Genomic DNA, 15,249 nt, shown 5'->3' with positions numbered 1-15,249 from the left:
AAGGCAAACAGTAAAAAAGTCGATGACCAGCAGGCCATCGACTCTATTCTTATACTTTTTTGATATAGGCCAAAGCCGACATGACCAGCAGCCAGACAATCGCCAGGATTGTCGTGAACATCGTCGCCTTTGACAGCAACATCAGCACAAAGATCAAGGCTAAGAAAGCAATGGTCAGATAGTTGGAATTTGGCGCAAAGGGTAACTTAAATCCTGCTACGCGAGCGACTTTTCCAGCCTTCTCCTGCTTCTTATAAACCACGTGTGTGACCATTAGGGCCATGTAAATGATTAGGAAGGCAGCAGAAGCCGTTGATGAAATCAAGCTAAAGGCATCCGTTGGGAAGAAGTAGTTCACCACCACCGAAAGACCGACAATCAAAGTCGAGATATTGATGGCGTTTCGTGGAATCTGATTCTTATTCAATTGCCCGTAGCGAGACTTAGGACCAGCCAACGAATAAAGCATCCGACCCGTCGTAAAGAAGGCTGAGTTAATGGCCGAAGCCGCCGCCGTCAAAACAACGAAGTTAATCAAAGCCGCTGCTGACTGAACCCCAATACCAGAAAAGACCTGAACGAAGGGTGATTCACCAGCCATGTAGTTCGTCCATGGCTGAATGATCATGATGGCGGACAAAGCCCCAATGTAAAAGATCAAGATTCGAAAGACAATCGAATTAACTGCTCGTGGAATCGTTTGCAGTGGATCCTTGGTTTCTGCGGCCGTTACGCCGACAAATTCAACACCCAAAAAGGAGAAGAAAGCCATTTGGAAGGCTGCTAGCAACGTCTTACCATGGTTGGCAATCAGGCCGTGTGACCAAAGCGTCGAAAACTCCGTCTTTCCCATGTCCGTGTGCACTTGGCCAAAGGCCAAAATCAAGCCAGTCACGATCATGGCGATAATGGCCGTGACTTTGATCATTGAAAACCAGAACTCGGCCTCACCAAAGGCCTTCACGGCGATCACGTTGACAAGGTACAAAACGACCAGGAATAACAATTCCCATGGCCAGGTTGGCATGCTTGGGAACCAATAATGCATATAAGTTCCGATGGCCGTTAATTCGGTCATGGCAATGACAATCCAACCAATCCAATAGGTCCAGCCAAGCACAAAGCCGGCCTTTTTCCCTAAGTACTGAGTCATAAAATCAATGAAGACAGGCTTCGAATCATCTGAAATCAGCAATTCACCCAGCGCCCGCATCATCGCGAAGACAAAGAGACCCGTAATAATATAAACCAACAAAATTGCTGGTCCGGCCTTTTCAATCGACGAACCCGCTCCCAAAAAAAGACCAGTTCCGATTGTCCCACCGAGGGCGATCATGGCCACGTGTCGGTGCGATAGTGTACGGGCAAAGCCCTGTTGTTCTTCTGCCATACGATGACTCCTTTTCATTTCCTCTCTTGTAGTTTATACTGACTTTATAAATAAGTAAAACTAAACCTTTTCAATTTAAAGTGAAAATAATTCATCGAGGTTCCTATGAAAATCTTTACTTACCAAATCTTTGCCTCGGTTGCCGAAACCGCCTCTTTTAAAAAGACCGCCCAGCAGCTGCATATCACCCCTTCTGCCGTTTCTCACGCCATTGCCAGCATGGAAAACGAACTGGGCCTGCCACTGCTCATTCGCAACCGTTCCGAAATGGTCCTTTCGCAAGCAGGAAACGAATTGCTGCCAATGGTCGAGCGTCTGCTCAACGAAGATCGCCAGATTCATGCCCGTGCAGCCAAGATTGCCGGGCTGGCCGGCGGGACCCTTCGAATCGGCGCCATCTCTTCGGTATGTATCGCCTGGCTGCCAACCATCATTCGCCACTTTAAAAAGCAATATCCCGACGTGAGCATTACGATCGTCCAGGGGTCCTTTCGAGAAATCGAACAAGGTGTCACCCAAGGACGCATTGATTTAGGCTTCTCTGCCAATCAGAGCGGGCAACACGTGGATGCCCACTTCTTAATCGACGACGAAATCAAATGTCTCACACCAAAGGACTTTCGCCCGAAGAACGGCCATTCGATTTCGCAGTCCGATCTTTCAGGCCAACACTTTATTTTACAACGTGCCGACTATGATTCGGATACCAAAGTCGCCCTGGATGAATTAGATGTCAAACCACAGGCCATCAATTATTCCATCGATGATCAATCGATTCTTGCCATGGTGGAAGCCGACCTTGGCTGGGGAATTCTGCCGGATCTGGCCTTAACAAGGTTGTCCGGTGAAGTCAGTGCCTACCCCTTTGAAAAAGGCTATTTCCGACACCTCGGGCTCCTAACGAACTCCTCGGCGAAAAACGATCCACTTGTTCAGGCGATGAAAGCAGAAATTCTCAACTACATCGCTGAATTTCAAACAAAAAAAGCGTCCGTTTAAAACGGACGCTTTTCATTTGAAAAGATTCAACCGGTTATATTACCAAGCCCTGGCAATTAACAAAACACCGAAGGCAAAAAGATAAAAGGCAATCAGCAAAACCATCACCGTTGCAGCTAAAATTGGTGAGAATAGCAAAATCAAACCAAAGAGCAACGAAATTAACCCAAGCACAACGGTCCAAAAGGACTGCGCCTTCGTCAATGGGCGAACAAGTCGAGCCATGTAGATTTCAAAGATGGCATCCCAGATAAACCAAATGGCAAAGAAGACACCAATCACCGAAACACCGGCCACCCAGTGGAAAAGGAAGAGAACGGCGATAACCAGGTCCAATATAAAGGTGGCCAGCCACCAGCCAGAACTTGCCTGAGCCAATTGTCGATCCGTCCAGGCTTCATAACCCACGATAAAAGCATGAATCAAAGCTAAGAGACCAAATAGATAACTTAATGAAACCAAAGAAGCCAAGGGCTGATTCACCATCAGCAAGGCCATAATCACGAACAAAGCACCGACGGCCATTGTCCACCAATTGCGTTCATTTCGATTTTCTTGCATGCTAGCACCCCTTTTTTAACGATTAATGAACGATGGTCGAACTTCCTTCAAAAAAGCCTACCAAACGCTCATCTTTACCCTCATTGTAGTCTTCATTGGACCATTTGTTAAATCAAAAAAAGACCAGCATTTGTGCTGACCTTCCCTGTTTTCATTTACTTACTTTGCTGCCTTGGCAGCCGCTGCCATGGCAACGGAAGAAACGTAGTTAATTGGCTGCCCGAAGTTAGGCTGGAAGAAAAAGTCCGTCATGGCCAATTGGTCAATCGTCATCTTGTTCTCAATGGCTAGTGACACAACGTTTGCTGCCTGCGAGATGTCGTGCTTTGACAAGAAGGCGGCACCAACAATCCGCTTTGTCCCCTTCTCCCAAGTCAACGATGCCTGGACCGGCGTTGTGGACAACATAAAGTCTGGTCGGTAATCTTCTTTAATCGTCACCGTTTCGGCATCAACGCCCTTAGCAGCTGCGGCTTCAACCGTCAGACCGGTTGCTGCGTAGGCCAAGTCGTAAAGTTCCACGGCAGAAGTTGCTTGGGTTCCTTGGTAAGCAACCGTGTTCTTTTCGATGTTTTTACCAACAAGGACACCTTGGCGGACCGCATTGGTTGCCAATGGGATGTAGTCATAACGGCCCGTTGGATTGTAAAAGACCGTCGCCGCATCACCCGCCGCAAAGACACCAGAAACGGAGGTTTCCATGTATTCATTGGTTTCAATAGCACCGTTTGAAAGCATCTTAACCTGCCCCTTAAAGAGCACCGTGTTTGGTAAGAATCCAATGCCTAAGATGGCGATATCGGCTTCATAAGAGCCCTTATCCGTATTCACCTTGATGCCCTTGTCCGTTTCCTCAAATGATTCAACCATTTGGTTTAAGGCAAGCTGCACACCGTGTGCTTGATAGGCATCTTCAAAGACCCGTGAAAAGTCGGCTGACGTGTTCTTAGCCAAGACGCGGTCCAGGCCATCAATCAACGTCACCTGCTTGTCGTTTACAGACAACTGTTCGGCCAACTCAGCTCCGATATAACCCGCACCAATCACGATGGCTGACTTGATGTCGCCCGTGACCTTTTTCAAATCATTGGCATTATCCCAGTTTTTTGAATCAAAGACTTTGTCAGAGTAGATACCAGGCAAGTTCGGCTTAATCGCCTTTGAACCGGTTGTGATGACAAACTTATCGTAATCAGCAGCCTTCTTCTTGTTCGAGTCCAAGTCTTGGTATACCAAGTGCTTAGCAGCCAAATCGGCCTCCACCACTTCGGTTCCCATATGCATCGTAATGCCTTGGGCATTCAATGATTCGGGTGACTCATAAAACATCTTTTCTGGTGATGAAACATGATTACCAATCCAAAGCGCGATACCACATGAAAGGAAAGAAACCGTTTGGTTCTTTTCAAATACGTCGATCTCTGCGTCAGGATGTTCCGCCTTAATCTGCTTAGCGGCGAAAACGCCGGCGTGTGTTGCACCAATCACTGCTACTTTCATGAAAAACTCCTTTTGGTATGCTTTCATTACATTTGTTAATTTAATTATACAATCGTAACAAAGTTTGTCAACAACTTCACGAATATTCACAAGGGTTTTGTAAACAACAAAAAAAACACCCCGGAGGGTGTTTTTAGAAGGTTTTACTTAACTGCTTCCTTCAATGCCTTACCAGGCTTGAATGCAGGAACCTTTGATGCAGGAATTTGGATTTCTTCCTTCGTTTGTGGGTTGCGTCCCTTACGGGCTGCACGTTCACGAACTTCGAAGTTACCAAAGCCAATCAATTGAACCTTTTCGCCCTTCTTCAAAGCGTCTTCAATTGATGACAATACGGCTGCAACAGCCTTATCAGCATCCTTCTTAGTTAAACCAGTCTTCATTGCGACTGAGTCGATCAATTCTTGCTTGTTTGCCATTCCTAATCTCCTTGCAAAAAATTAATTTAGAATACCTGTCAACGTGACAACCGTTAGCAGGCTGGGAACGCTACCGTAGCAACTTCCATATGACAAGCTTAGCACAACTAAATTAAAATGTGTAGGAAAAAACGTGAATTTAATACTTGAAACCTGAATTTAATCGACTTCTAGAGCAAAATTACTTCCGCTGTCGGATAATTAGCTTGATTGGCGTACCTGAGAAGTCAAAAGCGGAGCGAATCTGATTTTCCAGGAAACGTTGATAAGAAAAGTGCATCAATTCAACGTCGTTGACAAAGACAACAATCGTTGGTGGTGCAACCGCGACTTGGGTCGCATAGTAAACACGCAGACGACGGCCGTTATCAGAAGGTGCTGGGTTGGTTGCCAAAGCATCCATCAACACATCGTTTAACATGGATGAAGAGATTCGCTTCTGGTGGTTTTCGTTAACCGAAAGAATCAAATCTGGCAAGCGATCCAAGCGTTGCTTGGTTTTCGCCGATACAAAGACAATTGGTGCATAATCCAAGAACTTAAAGCGATCACGAATGATGTTTTCAAAGTCTTGCATCGTGTGCGTGTCTTTTTCAATCGCGTCCCACTTGTTGACAACGATGACAAGGGCCTTTCCCGCATCGTGTGCATAACCAGCGACGTGCGTATCCTGCTCACGAATCCCCGTTTCGGCATCCAAGACCATCAAAACAACTTCGGAGTCGTCAATGGCCTTCATGGCACGCATAACGGAATACTTTTCCGTGTTTTCGTAAACTTTGCCTCGCTTACGAATACCGGCGGTATCGACCATGACAAACTCGTCGCCTTCCGCTGTCATAAAGCGCGTATCAATTGCGTCACGAGTCGTTCCCTCGACGTTTGACACGATCATTCGATCTTCACCCAAAATGGCGTTGACGATGGATGACTTGCCAACGTTTGGTCGACCAATGATGGAAAAACGCACGGCTTCATCATCTTGAACGGCCGCTTCATCAGGAAAATGCTTCACGACTTGGTCTAACACATCACCCAAGCCGATTCCGTGAGAACCAGAAACTGGGTACGGATCGCCTAATCCGAGTGAATAAAAGTCATAGATATCCGCCCGCATTTCGGGGTTATCGACTTTGTTAACCGCTAAAACAACTGGTTTGTCCGAACCATACAACAAGTTCGCAACCGCCTGGTCATCAGCAGTCAGCCCTTCACGGCCAGATACGACCATGACGATAACGTCAGCTTCATCAATGGCGACCTCGACCTGGCCACGGATTTCAGTCAGAAACGGCGCGTTCCCCATTTCCAATCCACCCGTATCAATGACGCGAAAGTCATAGTTCAACCATTCTGCTCGAGCATATAAACGGTCACGAGTCACTCCTGGCATGTCTTCGACAATGGCCATTCGTTCTCCAACGATTCGGTTAAAGAGCGTTGACTTACCGACATTTGGTCGGCCGACAACAGCTACAACTGGTGCTGCCATAATCTGCTCCTTTCTTTTCAATAAAAAAAGACTGGCAAGCCAGCCTTTTTATGTCATCTTACAACTTGTCGCCGAAGATGTCACCCAAAGTAGCGGCACCTTCATCGTCTTGTTGGTAAGCTGCAACATCGGCACGTGAAGCACCGTTTGAACCTTCGTGATCTTCACGCTTGTTAGCAGGCTTTTCTTCCAAAGCCTTCATTGACAATGAGATACGTTCTTCTTGTGGCTTAACGTCCAAGACCTGTACCTTCACCTTGTCACCTGACTTCAAAACGTCAGCTGGGTTTTCAACACGCTTGTGTGAAATTTGTGAAACGTGAACCAAACCTTCAATACCAGGGAAGATTTCAACGAATGCACCGAAGTCCTTGACACGCTTAACCGTTCCTTCAAGAACAGTACCAGCAGGTGCCTTTTCAGCAACTTCGTCCCATGGTCCAGGCTGTGTTGCCTTGATTGACAATGAGATGCGGCCACGTTCAGTGTCCAAGGCCAAAATCTTAACGTTAACCTTTTCACCCTTTGACAAAACGTCAGCTGGGTTCTTCACACGGTCGTGTGAGATTTCTGAAACGTGAACCAAACCATCAACGCCGCCCAAGTCAACAAAGGCACCGAAGTCAGTCAAACGAGCAACCGTTCCTTCAACAACTTCGCCAACGGCCAAGCGTGAGAAGGCTTCTTGCAACTTTTCAGCACGTTCTTGGGCTGCAACAGCCTTACGTGACAAGATCAAACGAGCCTTAGCAGGATCGATTTCGATCACTTCGGCCTTGATGTCTTGACCCTTGAATTGGTTCAAGTCAGAAACGAATCGTTCGGCAACCATAGAAGCTGGCACGAATCCACGGATTCCTGCAACGTCAACAATCAAACCACCGCGAACGGCGTTCAATACAGTGGCGTCAACAACGTCACCTTCAGCAAATGAGAGCTTTTCCCATGCCTTGCGTGCTTCCAAACGCTTCTTTGACAAGAGGTATGCAACCCCTTCCTTGTCAGACGTTACGTTCGAAACAACAACCGTTTCGATTGAGTCTCCGACCTTCAAGTCGTCGGCCAAGTTAACGCTACGGTCGTCAGAATACTCACGCGCTGGCACAACTCCTTCTTCTCCGGTATGCAAACCGATAACTGCTTGGTTATCGTTGTCGATGGCCAAAACTTCACCAGTTACGACATCGCCCACCTTAATTTGATCAGCACTTTCCAGAGCTGCTAGTAATTCGCTGTTAGTATCATTCATGACGTCAAACGTCCTCCTACATTTACACTTATAAGAGTATTTTATCAGAGCTCCCCCTTTTTTCCTAGTATTATTTAGAAAAAAATACAGAGCGCCCCTTCATCTTCTTTGCTTAAAAGACAAAAGAAAACGTAAACACACACTTATTACTACTATTTTAGCAGGAAAGCCCCGTTGACCGCAAGAAAAAAGCACCGGCTTATGCCTGGTGCTCTTCGATAATTTTTTTAATTTTTGCCACCACTTCATCAATACCGATGCCAGTCGTATCGACTTCAATCGCATCAGCCGCCTTGGTCAATGGTGAAATAGCGCGGTGTGAATCCTTATAATCGCGGGCCTTAATTTCATCCTTTAAGGTTTCAAGGTCGACTTTCATGCCCTTTTCCTTATTTTCCTTATAGCGACGAGCCGCACGCTCATCAACGGAAGCAATCAGAAAAATCTTGACCTGCGCATTTGGCAAAACGGTTGTCCCGATGTCACGACCGTCCATGATCACCGGGTTCTTTTCCGTCATGGCTCGTTGCTTTTCCACCATGTCGGAACGAACGGCGCCGTATGACGACACGAGGGAAACGTTGTTGGTTACCTCGGTTGACCGAATCGCTTCCGTCACCTCTTCACCGTTCAAGAAAACTTTTTGGACGGGTTGCCCTGGTTCAAAGTCGATTTGGATCGTTGGCAACAGAGCCGTAATCCCGGCCTCATCGCCATAAGAAAGACCCGCCTTCTTCGCCGCAACCGTCACTGCTCGATACATGGCCCCTGTGTCCACGTATACAAAGTGGAGCTGGCTAGCCAAAATCTTAGCAATGGTTGATTTACCAGCGGAAGCTGGGCCATCAATGGCAACTTGGAAAAAAGCGGGTTTTGTCATGATTCATTTACTACTTTCAATTACTTAATCTTCAATAATTGGCCTGCGTACTGTGAGTAGTTTTGAACCGTCAAACCAGGGTTCAAATTCACAATGTTAGCAGGTGAAGTATTGTGGGTAATGGCGAAGTTATACAGGGTTTGTCCTGCTGCCAAAACCGCCGTGTCGGCGTTGGCCGTTGCGGCTGCATCTTGGTTATCAGACGACGTTGCGGCCGTTGATGAGCTCATCGAATCAGACGATGACTGTGCCATCGCACTTGAATCAGAAGAAGCAGAAGATGATGCCTTTGCAGCACTCTTGCTACTTGATGATTTCGTGCTCGTTGCTGTCGTCGTTGACTTGGTCAACTTTGGCTGGTTCTTCACCATGCCATAAACTGGCGCTGATGCCAGCAAAAACATGGACAAGAAGACCAAGAAAACTAATAAACCACCGTAGTTCTTCTCTTCGCCTTGCTTCTTTTCTTTTTTAGGTCCGTCAAATCGGTTCTTTCGTGAAAGAACTGCACCTTCGTTATTCATTGGGTATGCCTCCAATTTCTTCGTATTTTTAGTCTAACACGAATCGGCCCACCCGTTTAATAACCTTTTCTTAAGGTCGCAACGTTTTCTTAAAAGGTGCCAATGCTTTGGCCACAGCCAGACTGGCAAGGGCCCAAACCAATCCCTCAATCAAGTTAAAGGGCAGCACCATTCCCCAAAGGTAAACACCGACCCCGATAAACTTGGCGATGTCAAAATGTGCCAAAGAGGAATAGAGCGGAATGCCCCATACCAGGTTGACAACAATGGCCACTACCGTCATGAAGGCGGTTGCCAATAGAAAGCCGATGACTTTTTTAATGATCGGACGGGCCGGCTTAATACCGGGTAGCTCAATCGTGATGGCATAGGCCAAAAGAAAGGCCCAGGCAACCAGAAAGTTCATCGGCATGCCAATGTAAGTGTTCACCCCCTCGTTAAACAAAACGAGTTTTAAGAGGGTTCGCACAACTAAGAGCAGGCTAGCTGATCCCAGACCGTACCAGCTAAAGGCTAAGAAGGCTGGCACGATGGAAAAGTCAATCTTTAAAAAGGATGCTGCCGGCAGAATCGCCACCTTAGGGAAGATGGTCAAAGCGAAAGAAATCGCCGTCAGTGCCGAGAGGATGGTCAACCTTTTTGTCGCGTGATTCGTCATTTTATACTCCTTTTTTGACCATAAAAAAATGGCCTTGATCTCACGCGGGGCAAAATAAAGGCCAGTCAAAAAAAGACTGTCTTTAAACTTCTTTATACCCGACTGTACGGTCGGCTCTGGATTCTCACCAAATCAGCTGCAAAAGCAGGTCGCGGGCTTATCAGTTAGACTGCATCACCGCCGGTTGGGATTTTCACCCGACCCCGAAGTTCTATTCAATTGAACGTTTTCTAGTTTAGCACAGGCAAATAAAAGTGCAAGAAAAAAAGGCATATTTATGCCCATTTGTACTCTTAACTACTTCCGACGAAGGTAACGGTAATCCCCGTTCTTTAGTCGCTTCACTTCATCGTGTGACAGGTCCCGGTAATCGCCGGCCTGCAAGCCCAACAAATCTAAGAAGGCATAACGGTCACGACGTAACTTGTCGACCGGATAGCCGACTTTTTGCAGCATATCCTTTACCTGGTGGTTGCGTCCTTCGTGGATCGTCAACGTGATAAAGGAAACCTTGCGGTCCTGATCGACTTTTTCAATGGCAACACGGGCCGGTGCGGTCTTCTTCCCATTCAGCATAATACCACGCTTTAAGGGTGCCAAATCAGCCAAGTTCGCAATGCCCTTGACCTTGGCCGTATAAACCTTGTCGACCTTGCCCTTCGGGTGCATGAGCTGGTTGGCCAATTCCCCATCGTTGGTCATGATCAAAGCGCCCGTCGTGTCATAGTCCAAGCGGCCCACGGGATAAACTCGGGCGTCAACATCGGTTAACAAATCAACCACCGTCTGCCGTCCTTTATCGTCGGATGCCGTTGTAACCACCCCACGTGGCTTGTTTAGGAGGTAATAGACCTTCTTTTCCGAGCCATCGAGTGGCACGCCGTCCACCTTGACTTCGTCGGCGGACGTTACCTTGGTCCCAAGCTTTGAAACTTGTTGCCCATTAACCGCCACACGCCCCTCTAAGATTAACTTCTCAGCTGCCCGTCGTGAGGCAATACCCGCTTGAGCAATGACTTTTTGTAAGCGTTCTTCCTTGCCTGCTGTCATGGTCAGCTCCTCTCATCCTTTTCTGCCGGCTCCTTTGAATGAGCCGCTTCTGTTGCTTTTGGTTCAGCCGTCGACTGATCTTCTGTCGACTGTTTTTCTGTCGACTGCACAGCAGCCGGCCTTTCCAATCGCTTATCACCATCTTCATCGATGTCATCAAAGAGCGCCAGCTCATCTTGTTGCTCATCTGACAAAATCACTTCTTGAATATCAGGCAGCTCCGGTAAATCCGCCAAAGAACCCAAACCAAAATAATCCAAAAAGTCCGGCGTCGTGCCATACAAAATTGGCCGGCCGACTTCTTCTTTTCGACCCACGCCCTCAATCAGTTGATGGAGTTGCAGCTTCTGCAAAGTGCCGGCTGAACGGACACCTCGGATCTGATCGATTTCAACACGGGTAATTGGCTGCTGATAGGCGACAATCACCAATGTTTCTAATTGTGGTTGTGTCAGCTTCGTGTTAACGGGTAAGTCGAAGTAAGAGGAAACCAGCTTTCCGAAGGCCGGTTTTGTCACCAGTACGTAACGTCCGTCCGCCGACCGGATGGTCAATGGCCCCTCGTTTTCGTTTAGCTTCTGCCACAACTCGTCAACAAGGCCCGGGATCGCCCCTTTTTCATATTCCGTTAGCTTTGCTAATTCTGCGGCCGACAGGCCATCTTCGCCCGCTACAAAGAGCAGGGCCTCAATTTGATCACTCGCGTTCATGCTTCACCGCTTTAATTAAAATTTCATCCTGTAAATCCGCTTGCCAAATGGTCAGCTTCTTTTCCTTTGACATTTCTAGTAAACCAAGAAAAGTCATGACCAAACGGTCAACGTAGAAAAGCCCGTCGAAAAGCTCCGTAAAAGTCAACGAGGCCTTTTCAGGCAAAGTCGATAGTTTGCGTTCAATCGTTTGAATGCCATCCCCAATCGTAAAGGATTCCGACCGAACCTGACGCGTCCTTGGCACCAGGTCTTGCTGGCGAACCAGCACATTGTTGAAAGCAAGCTGCAAATCGACTAAGGATAAGCCAGGCGCAAGGGCCAACTGCCGTTCTTCCTCTGGTAGCTCGTCGGTCAAAGCCGGCCGACCAAAGGATTGCATCCCCACTTCCTGACGCTCGTCAAAGAAAGTCGCCGCCTGCTGAAAACGCTGGTAGACCAGCAGGCGATTGATCAGCTCCTGCTTGGGATCCAAGCCCTCTTCATCCGTCAGTTCTTCTTCGACTTCGGGCTGTGGCAGCAAGTCGTTTGACTTGAGGCGAATCAGCTTGGCCGCCATCACCAAGTATTCCGCTGCCACATCCAGCTGCATCGCTTGCTGATCCTTGATGAAAGCCAAATACTGCTCCGTCACCTGGGCAATTGGCAGTCCCAAGATATCCATCTCGTGTTTTTTAATCAGGTGCAAGAGCAGGTCCAGTGGCCCCTCAAAGTCCGTGATTTTAATTGTTAAATCCGCTGGCTTAATAGTGCTTTCTCCACTTATCAATGGCAGTTTGGGTGTCAAAGGTCCCCATTAACGTCTTGTCCGGGTGTTGTTCCTGCAAATCGGACAACATTTGTGACTGGGTCGCCTTTTTAGGAGAACCCGGTGTCACAATCACACGACGTACCAAAATCACCTTGTCTTGATAAAACTCATAGCCTAAAAGGCCAGTAATCGGATCGTGTGGTTCGTCTTGAAAGAAATAAAGATAGAAATCATCTTCTTGATAAGTCGCCATGACTTCGTTTAGATGATTCATATCCTTTAGTTCAGGTACCAAAGAAAAAAGGCCCATAATGGTCTTTTCATCGTCTGGTCGAGGTTGAATTAACATATGCCCTCCTAAGCGCGGGGATGAAACTGGTCATAGACCTGAGTCAGCCGTCCCTTTGAAATATGGGTGTAAATCTGTGTGGTTGAAATATCCGAGTGGCCCAGTAGTTCCTGGACAACACGCAAATCAGCACCGTTTTCTAGAATGTGTGTGGCAAATGAATGCCGTAAGGTGTGGGGCGACACATCCTTGTGAATCCCTGCCTGAGCAACCAGCTGCTTGATTAAAAGCCAGACACCCTGTCTGGAAATGGGGCGACCGTGATCATTTAAAAAGATCTGGTCCGCCTTTTGCTTCTTTAACAGTTTTGGCCGACTGTCACGTAAGTAGGTGTTCAGCCAGTCGATGGCGACTTCGCCAACGGGGATGATTCGCTCCTTATCCCCTTTTCCAATCGTTTGAAGCAGGCCTAAATCAAGGTGCAAGTCATCAAGTGTCAGATTGACTAATTCCGAGACACGGAGCCCCGTCGCATACAAGAGTTCGAGCAGGGCTTTGTTTCGAATACCAAGTGTCGTTGTCAAATCAGGTACAGCAAGCAAGCGGTCGACCTCTTCAATGGTCAAAACGGCTGGTAAGTGCTGGGCCTTCTTGGGTGGTTTGATGGTTTGCATCGGATCGTGTGCGACCAAGCCCTCCTTTTTCAGATAGGCAAAGTACTTTCGCAAGGTCGTGACCATCCGGGCAATGGAAGAATTCGCACGTCCAGCTGCACGTAACTGGTTTAAAAAGGTCAAAATGACGAGATGGTCCACGTCATCCTTGCTCTTTTTTTGCTCCTCTAAGAAACGAGCAAAAGCGGTTAGGTCTTGCTGATAGGCCTTGACAGTGTTTTGGGACAGACCCCGTTCGACCTGAATCACCCGCAGGTAATCGGCCATGTCCGAGCTGATCATTCGCCCGCCAATCCTTTATCGGTTAAGCGAATCCCGTCATCCACTTGCTCAATCAGCCGTTCCTTATAAAGTCGTCCCAGCGCACGTTTGAACTGTGACTTAGAAAAGCCGAATTGCATCTTAATGGACTCGGGATCGGACTTATCATTAAATGGCAGGAAGTGTTCGGGCTTGCGCTTCAATTGGAGCAAGAGGAACTGTGCGTCCTCATCCATGACCTGATAAGCCAATGGCTTCAGTGACAGGTTAATGACCCCGTGCTCGTTAACTCCAAGGACACGGGCTTCGACGACCTCACCGAGGCGTGGTTCGATTTCGCGTTGGGATGGATGGATAAAGCCAAGGCAGTAGTTATCTGTCAAAACCAGTGTTCCAACCAGCTTATTGCGATAAACCGTCGCTTTGATTTTGTCACCCTTCTTAATGCCGGCACCCAAACGGGCCTGGCGCGATACAGCCTTGACGATGTCTTGCTGTGCGGGCTTTCCCCAGAGACGGCCCTTGTTATCTTCTTTAATCGTGAGAAGCAAGCGATCGCCCTTTTTAGGCCATAGATCGTGGATTGTTGGCAAATCATCAAGGGAAACGACGAGGTCCTTATTTGCTAAGCCAATGTCGACAAAGACACCCAAATCGGAACGGCCCTGCACGACTTTGCCCCAGGCGTACTGATCTTTTTGAATATCGGGTACAGCCTTGGTAATTTGCAGGCGGTGATCCTCGTTTTGGTAGGCAAAGCCGGTCACGTAGCCGCCAAGTTTCAGCGGCTTTTCCAGCTCGTCTTTATCAATTTCATAGGTGTGCCCACCGTCGACCTGCGCGTAAAAGTAGGCGTCGTTTTCGTCGGTTACCTTCGCCTTAATGATCTGGCCCAATCGTTCTTCCATGCTTTTCTCCAAACTTCCGATTCAATAAGTCAAAAAAGTGGGTTGCCCCACCTTCTCGTCTGACTCCTGTTCAACTATTAGTTCGCTAATGCTTGCTTGACCGTGTCAGCAACCACCTTACCATCGGCACGGCCCTTGGTTTGAGCAGAAACAATACCCATCACCTTACCCATGTCCTTTGGTGAATTCGCACCCGTCTTTTCAATGGCAGCGGCAACGACCTGCTTGATCTCTTCTTCTGTCATTTGAGCAGGTAAATACTTGGCCAAGACATCGAGTTCAGCCTGTGTGGCTTCGGCCAAGTCATCACGTCCGCCTTCTTTAAATTCAGCGATTGATTCCTTGCGCTGCTTCACTTCGCGGGACAAGACGCTGAGTTCTTCTTCTTCCGTCAAGTCATGTCCCACGTTAATCTGTTCGTTCATCACGGCGGACTTAATCTGACGGACAACGCCCAAAGTCTGCTTGTCCTTGGCCTTCATGGCCGTCTTCATGTCTTCTTGCACCTGTGCTAATAAGCTCATTTCACCCACTCCTTTTAGAAAGTTTCCATATAGTTATAGTTTACCACGAGGGCACAAAAAAAACGCCACAAAGTGGCGTTTTTACAAACGAATTAACGCTTGTTCTTCTTCTTGTTGCGCTTACGTGCAGCTTCAGACTTCAACTTACGTTCTACTGAAGGCTTTACGTAGAATTCGCGCTTTCGGTATTCTTGGAGAGTACCGTCCTTAGAAACACCACGCTTGAAACGGCGCAATGCATCATCCAAAGATTCATTCTTGCGAACAATAACCTTTGCCATGTCGATTCCCCTCCTTCCTGGCATCTTTTTTCGTCGAAACGATATGCACTTGAACCTTGTTATTATCTCAAGGCCCCATTCGAAAGTCAAGCAAAACTTCAGCTTTTCGCTGGAGTGAACCGTCCGGAA

At 47.7% G+C, this 15,249-nt stretch carries 18 protein-coding genes and 1 riboswitch; of the genes, 1 reads left to right on the top strand and 17 read right to left on the bottom strand.

The window, feature by feature from the left end; translation table 11 throughout:
• Positions 1-49: 49 nt before the first annotated feature.
• Complete coding sequence (locus G6R30_RS02070) at positions 50-1,390, bottom strand: amino acid permease (protein WP_213820990.1); 1,341 nt, start codon at positions 1,388-1,390, stop codon at positions 50-52.
• A 105-nt stretch (positions 1,391-1,495) separates the two neighbouring features.
• Here G6R30_RS02070 and G6R30_RS02065 point away from each other — a divergent pair, with 105 nt between their 5' ends.
• Positions 1,496-2,389, top strand: a complete 894-nt coding sequence (locus tag G6R30_RS02065) for a LysR family transcriptional regulator (RefSeq protein WP_213820988.1) — start codon at positions 1,496-1,498, stop codon at positions 2,387-2,389.
• Positions 2,390-2,428: 39 nt separating this feature from the next.
• Here the strand turns inward: G6R30_RS02065 and G6R30_RS02060 are convergent, their stop codons facing one another.
• The 16 genes from G6R30_RS02060 to rpsU all read right to left on the bottom strand — a co-directional run bounded on the left by G6R30_RS02060 (position 2,429) and on the right by rpsU (position 15,120).
• Entirely contained in the window at positions 2,429-2,950 is a 522-nt protein-coding gene (locus G6R30_RS02060) for an HdeD family acid-resistance protein (protein ID WP_213820986.1), read from the bottom strand.
• 159 nt (positions 2,951-3,109) lie between these two features.
• On the bottom strand, positions 3,110-4,450 hold the full coding sequence (locus G6R30_RS02055; protein WP_213820984.1) for an FAD-dependent oxidoreductase: 1,341 nt from the start codon (positions 4,448-4,450) through the stop codon (positions 3,110-3,112).
• Positions 4,451-4,593: 143 nt separating this feature from the next.
• The gene (locus G6R30_RS02050; protein ID WP_010690891.1) at positions 4,594-4,869 is read right to left on the bottom strand and encodes an HU family DNA-binding protein; all 276 of its coding nucleotides are present in this window, start codon (positions 4,867-4,869) and stop codon (positions 4,594-4,596) included.
• Between the two features lie 181 nt (positions 4,870-5,050).
• Positions 5,051-6,361: a ribosome biogenesis GTPase Der gene (gene der / locus G6R30_RS02045; RefSeq protein WP_213820982.1), complete on the bottom strand. Its 1,311-nt coding sequence runs from the start codon at positions 6,359-6,361 to the stop codon at positions 5,051-5,053.
• A 58-nt stretch (positions 6,362-6,419) separates the two neighbouring features.
• Positions 6,420-7,610, bottom strand: a complete 1,191-nt coding sequence (gene rpsA / locus G6R30_RS02040; protein WP_213820980.1) for a 30S ribosomal protein S1 — start codon at positions 7,608-7,610, stop codon at positions 6,420-6,422.
• Between the two features lie 199 nt (positions 7,611-7,809).
• Positions 7,810-8,490, bottom strand: coding sequence for a (d)CMP kinase (gene cmk, locus G6R30_RS02035; protein ID WP_213820978.1), 681 nt, complete (start codon positions 8,488-8,490; stop codon positions 7,810-7,812).
• Positions 8,491-8,510: 20 nt separating this feature from the next.
• Entirely contained in the window at positions 8,511-9,014 is a 504-nt protein-coding gene (locus G6R30_RS02030) for a peptidoglycan-binding protein LysM (protein WP_213820976.1), read from the bottom strand.
• A gap of 70 nt (positions 9,015-9,084) precedes the next feature.
• Positions 9,085-9,672: an ECF transporter S component gene (locus G6R30_RS02025; RefSeq protein WP_213820974.1), complete on the bottom strand. Its 588-nt coding sequence runs from the start codon at positions 9,670-9,672 to the stop codon at positions 9,085-9,087.
• A gap of 81 nt (positions 9,673-9,753) precedes the next feature.
• Positions 9,754-9,887: riboswitch (FMN riboswitch) on the bottom strand.
• 82 nt (positions 9,888-9,969) lie between these two features.
• Positions 9,970-10,722 (bottom strand): pseudouridine synthase, encoded by a 753-nt coding sequence (locus tag G6R30_RS02020; RefSeq protein WP_213820972.1) that lies wholly within the window; start codon positions 10,720-10,722, stop codon positions 9,970-9,972.
• Positions 10,723-10,724: 2 nt separating this feature from the next.
• Positions 10,725-11,432 (bottom strand): SMC-Scp complex subunit ScpB, encoded by a 708-nt coding sequence (gene scpB, locus G6R30_RS02015; RefSeq protein ID WP_238476766.1) that lies wholly within the window; start codon positions 11,430-11,432, stop codon positions 10,725-10,727.
• Positions 11,419-12,219 (bottom strand): segregation and condensation protein A, encoded by an 801-nt coding sequence (locus G6R30_RS02010; RefSeq protein WP_238476765.1) that lies wholly within the window; start codon positions 12,217-12,219, stop codon positions 11,419-11,421. The genes scpB and G6R30_RS02010 overlap by 14 nt, the downstream gene beginning before the upstream one ends.
• Complete coding sequence (locus G6R30_RS02005) at positions 12,176-12,532, bottom strand: riboflavin biosynthesis protein RibT (RefSeq protein WP_213820970.1); 357 nt, start codon at positions 12,530-12,532, stop codon at positions 12,176-12,178. The genes G6R30_RS02010 and G6R30_RS02005 overlap by 44 nt, the downstream gene beginning before the upstream one ends.
• Before the next feature lie 8 nt (positions 12,533-12,540).
• Positions 12,541-13,428 carry a site-specific tyrosine recombinase XerD gene (xerD, locus tag G6R30_RS02000; protein WP_213820968.1) on the bottom strand — a complete coding sequence of 296 codons (888 nt, stop codon included), beginning with the start codon at positions 13,426-13,428 and terminating at the stop codon, positions 12,541-12,543.
• The gene (locus tag G6R30_RS01995) at positions 13,425-14,315 is read right to left on the bottom strand and encodes a CvfB family protein (RefSeq protein ID WP_213820966.1); all 891 of its coding nucleotides are present in this window, start codon (positions 14,313-14,315) and stop codon (positions 13,425-13,427) included. Before G6R30_RS01995 ends, xerD begins: the two co-directional genes overlap by 4 nt.
• A 77-nt stretch (positions 14,316-14,392) precedes the next feature.
• Positions 14,393-14,839 carry a GatB/YqeY domain-containing protein gene (locus tag G6R30_RS01990; RefSeq protein ID WP_213820964.1) on the bottom strand — a complete coding sequence of 149 codons (447 nt, stop codon included), beginning with the start codon at positions 14,837-14,839 and terminating at the stop codon, positions 14,393-14,395.
• Between the two features lie 92 nt (positions 14,840-14,931).
• A complete protein-coding gene (rpsU, locus tag G6R30_RS01985) occupies positions 14,932-15,120 on the bottom strand; it encodes a 30S ribosomal protein S21 (protein WP_010690912.1) in 189 nt (62 codons plus the stop codon).
• Positions 15,121-15,249: the final 129 nt, after the last annotated feature.

Source organism: Fructobacillus parabroussonetiae (assembly GCF_018437265.1).
In the GTDB taxonomy this organism is placed as follows: Bacteria; Bacillota; Bacilli; order Lactobacillales; family Lactobacillaceae; genus Fructobacillus; species Fructobacillus parabroussonetiae.
The sequence above is the reverse complement of the archived record's forward strand: the minus strand, read 5'-3'. Positions and strand labels throughout refer to the sequence as shown.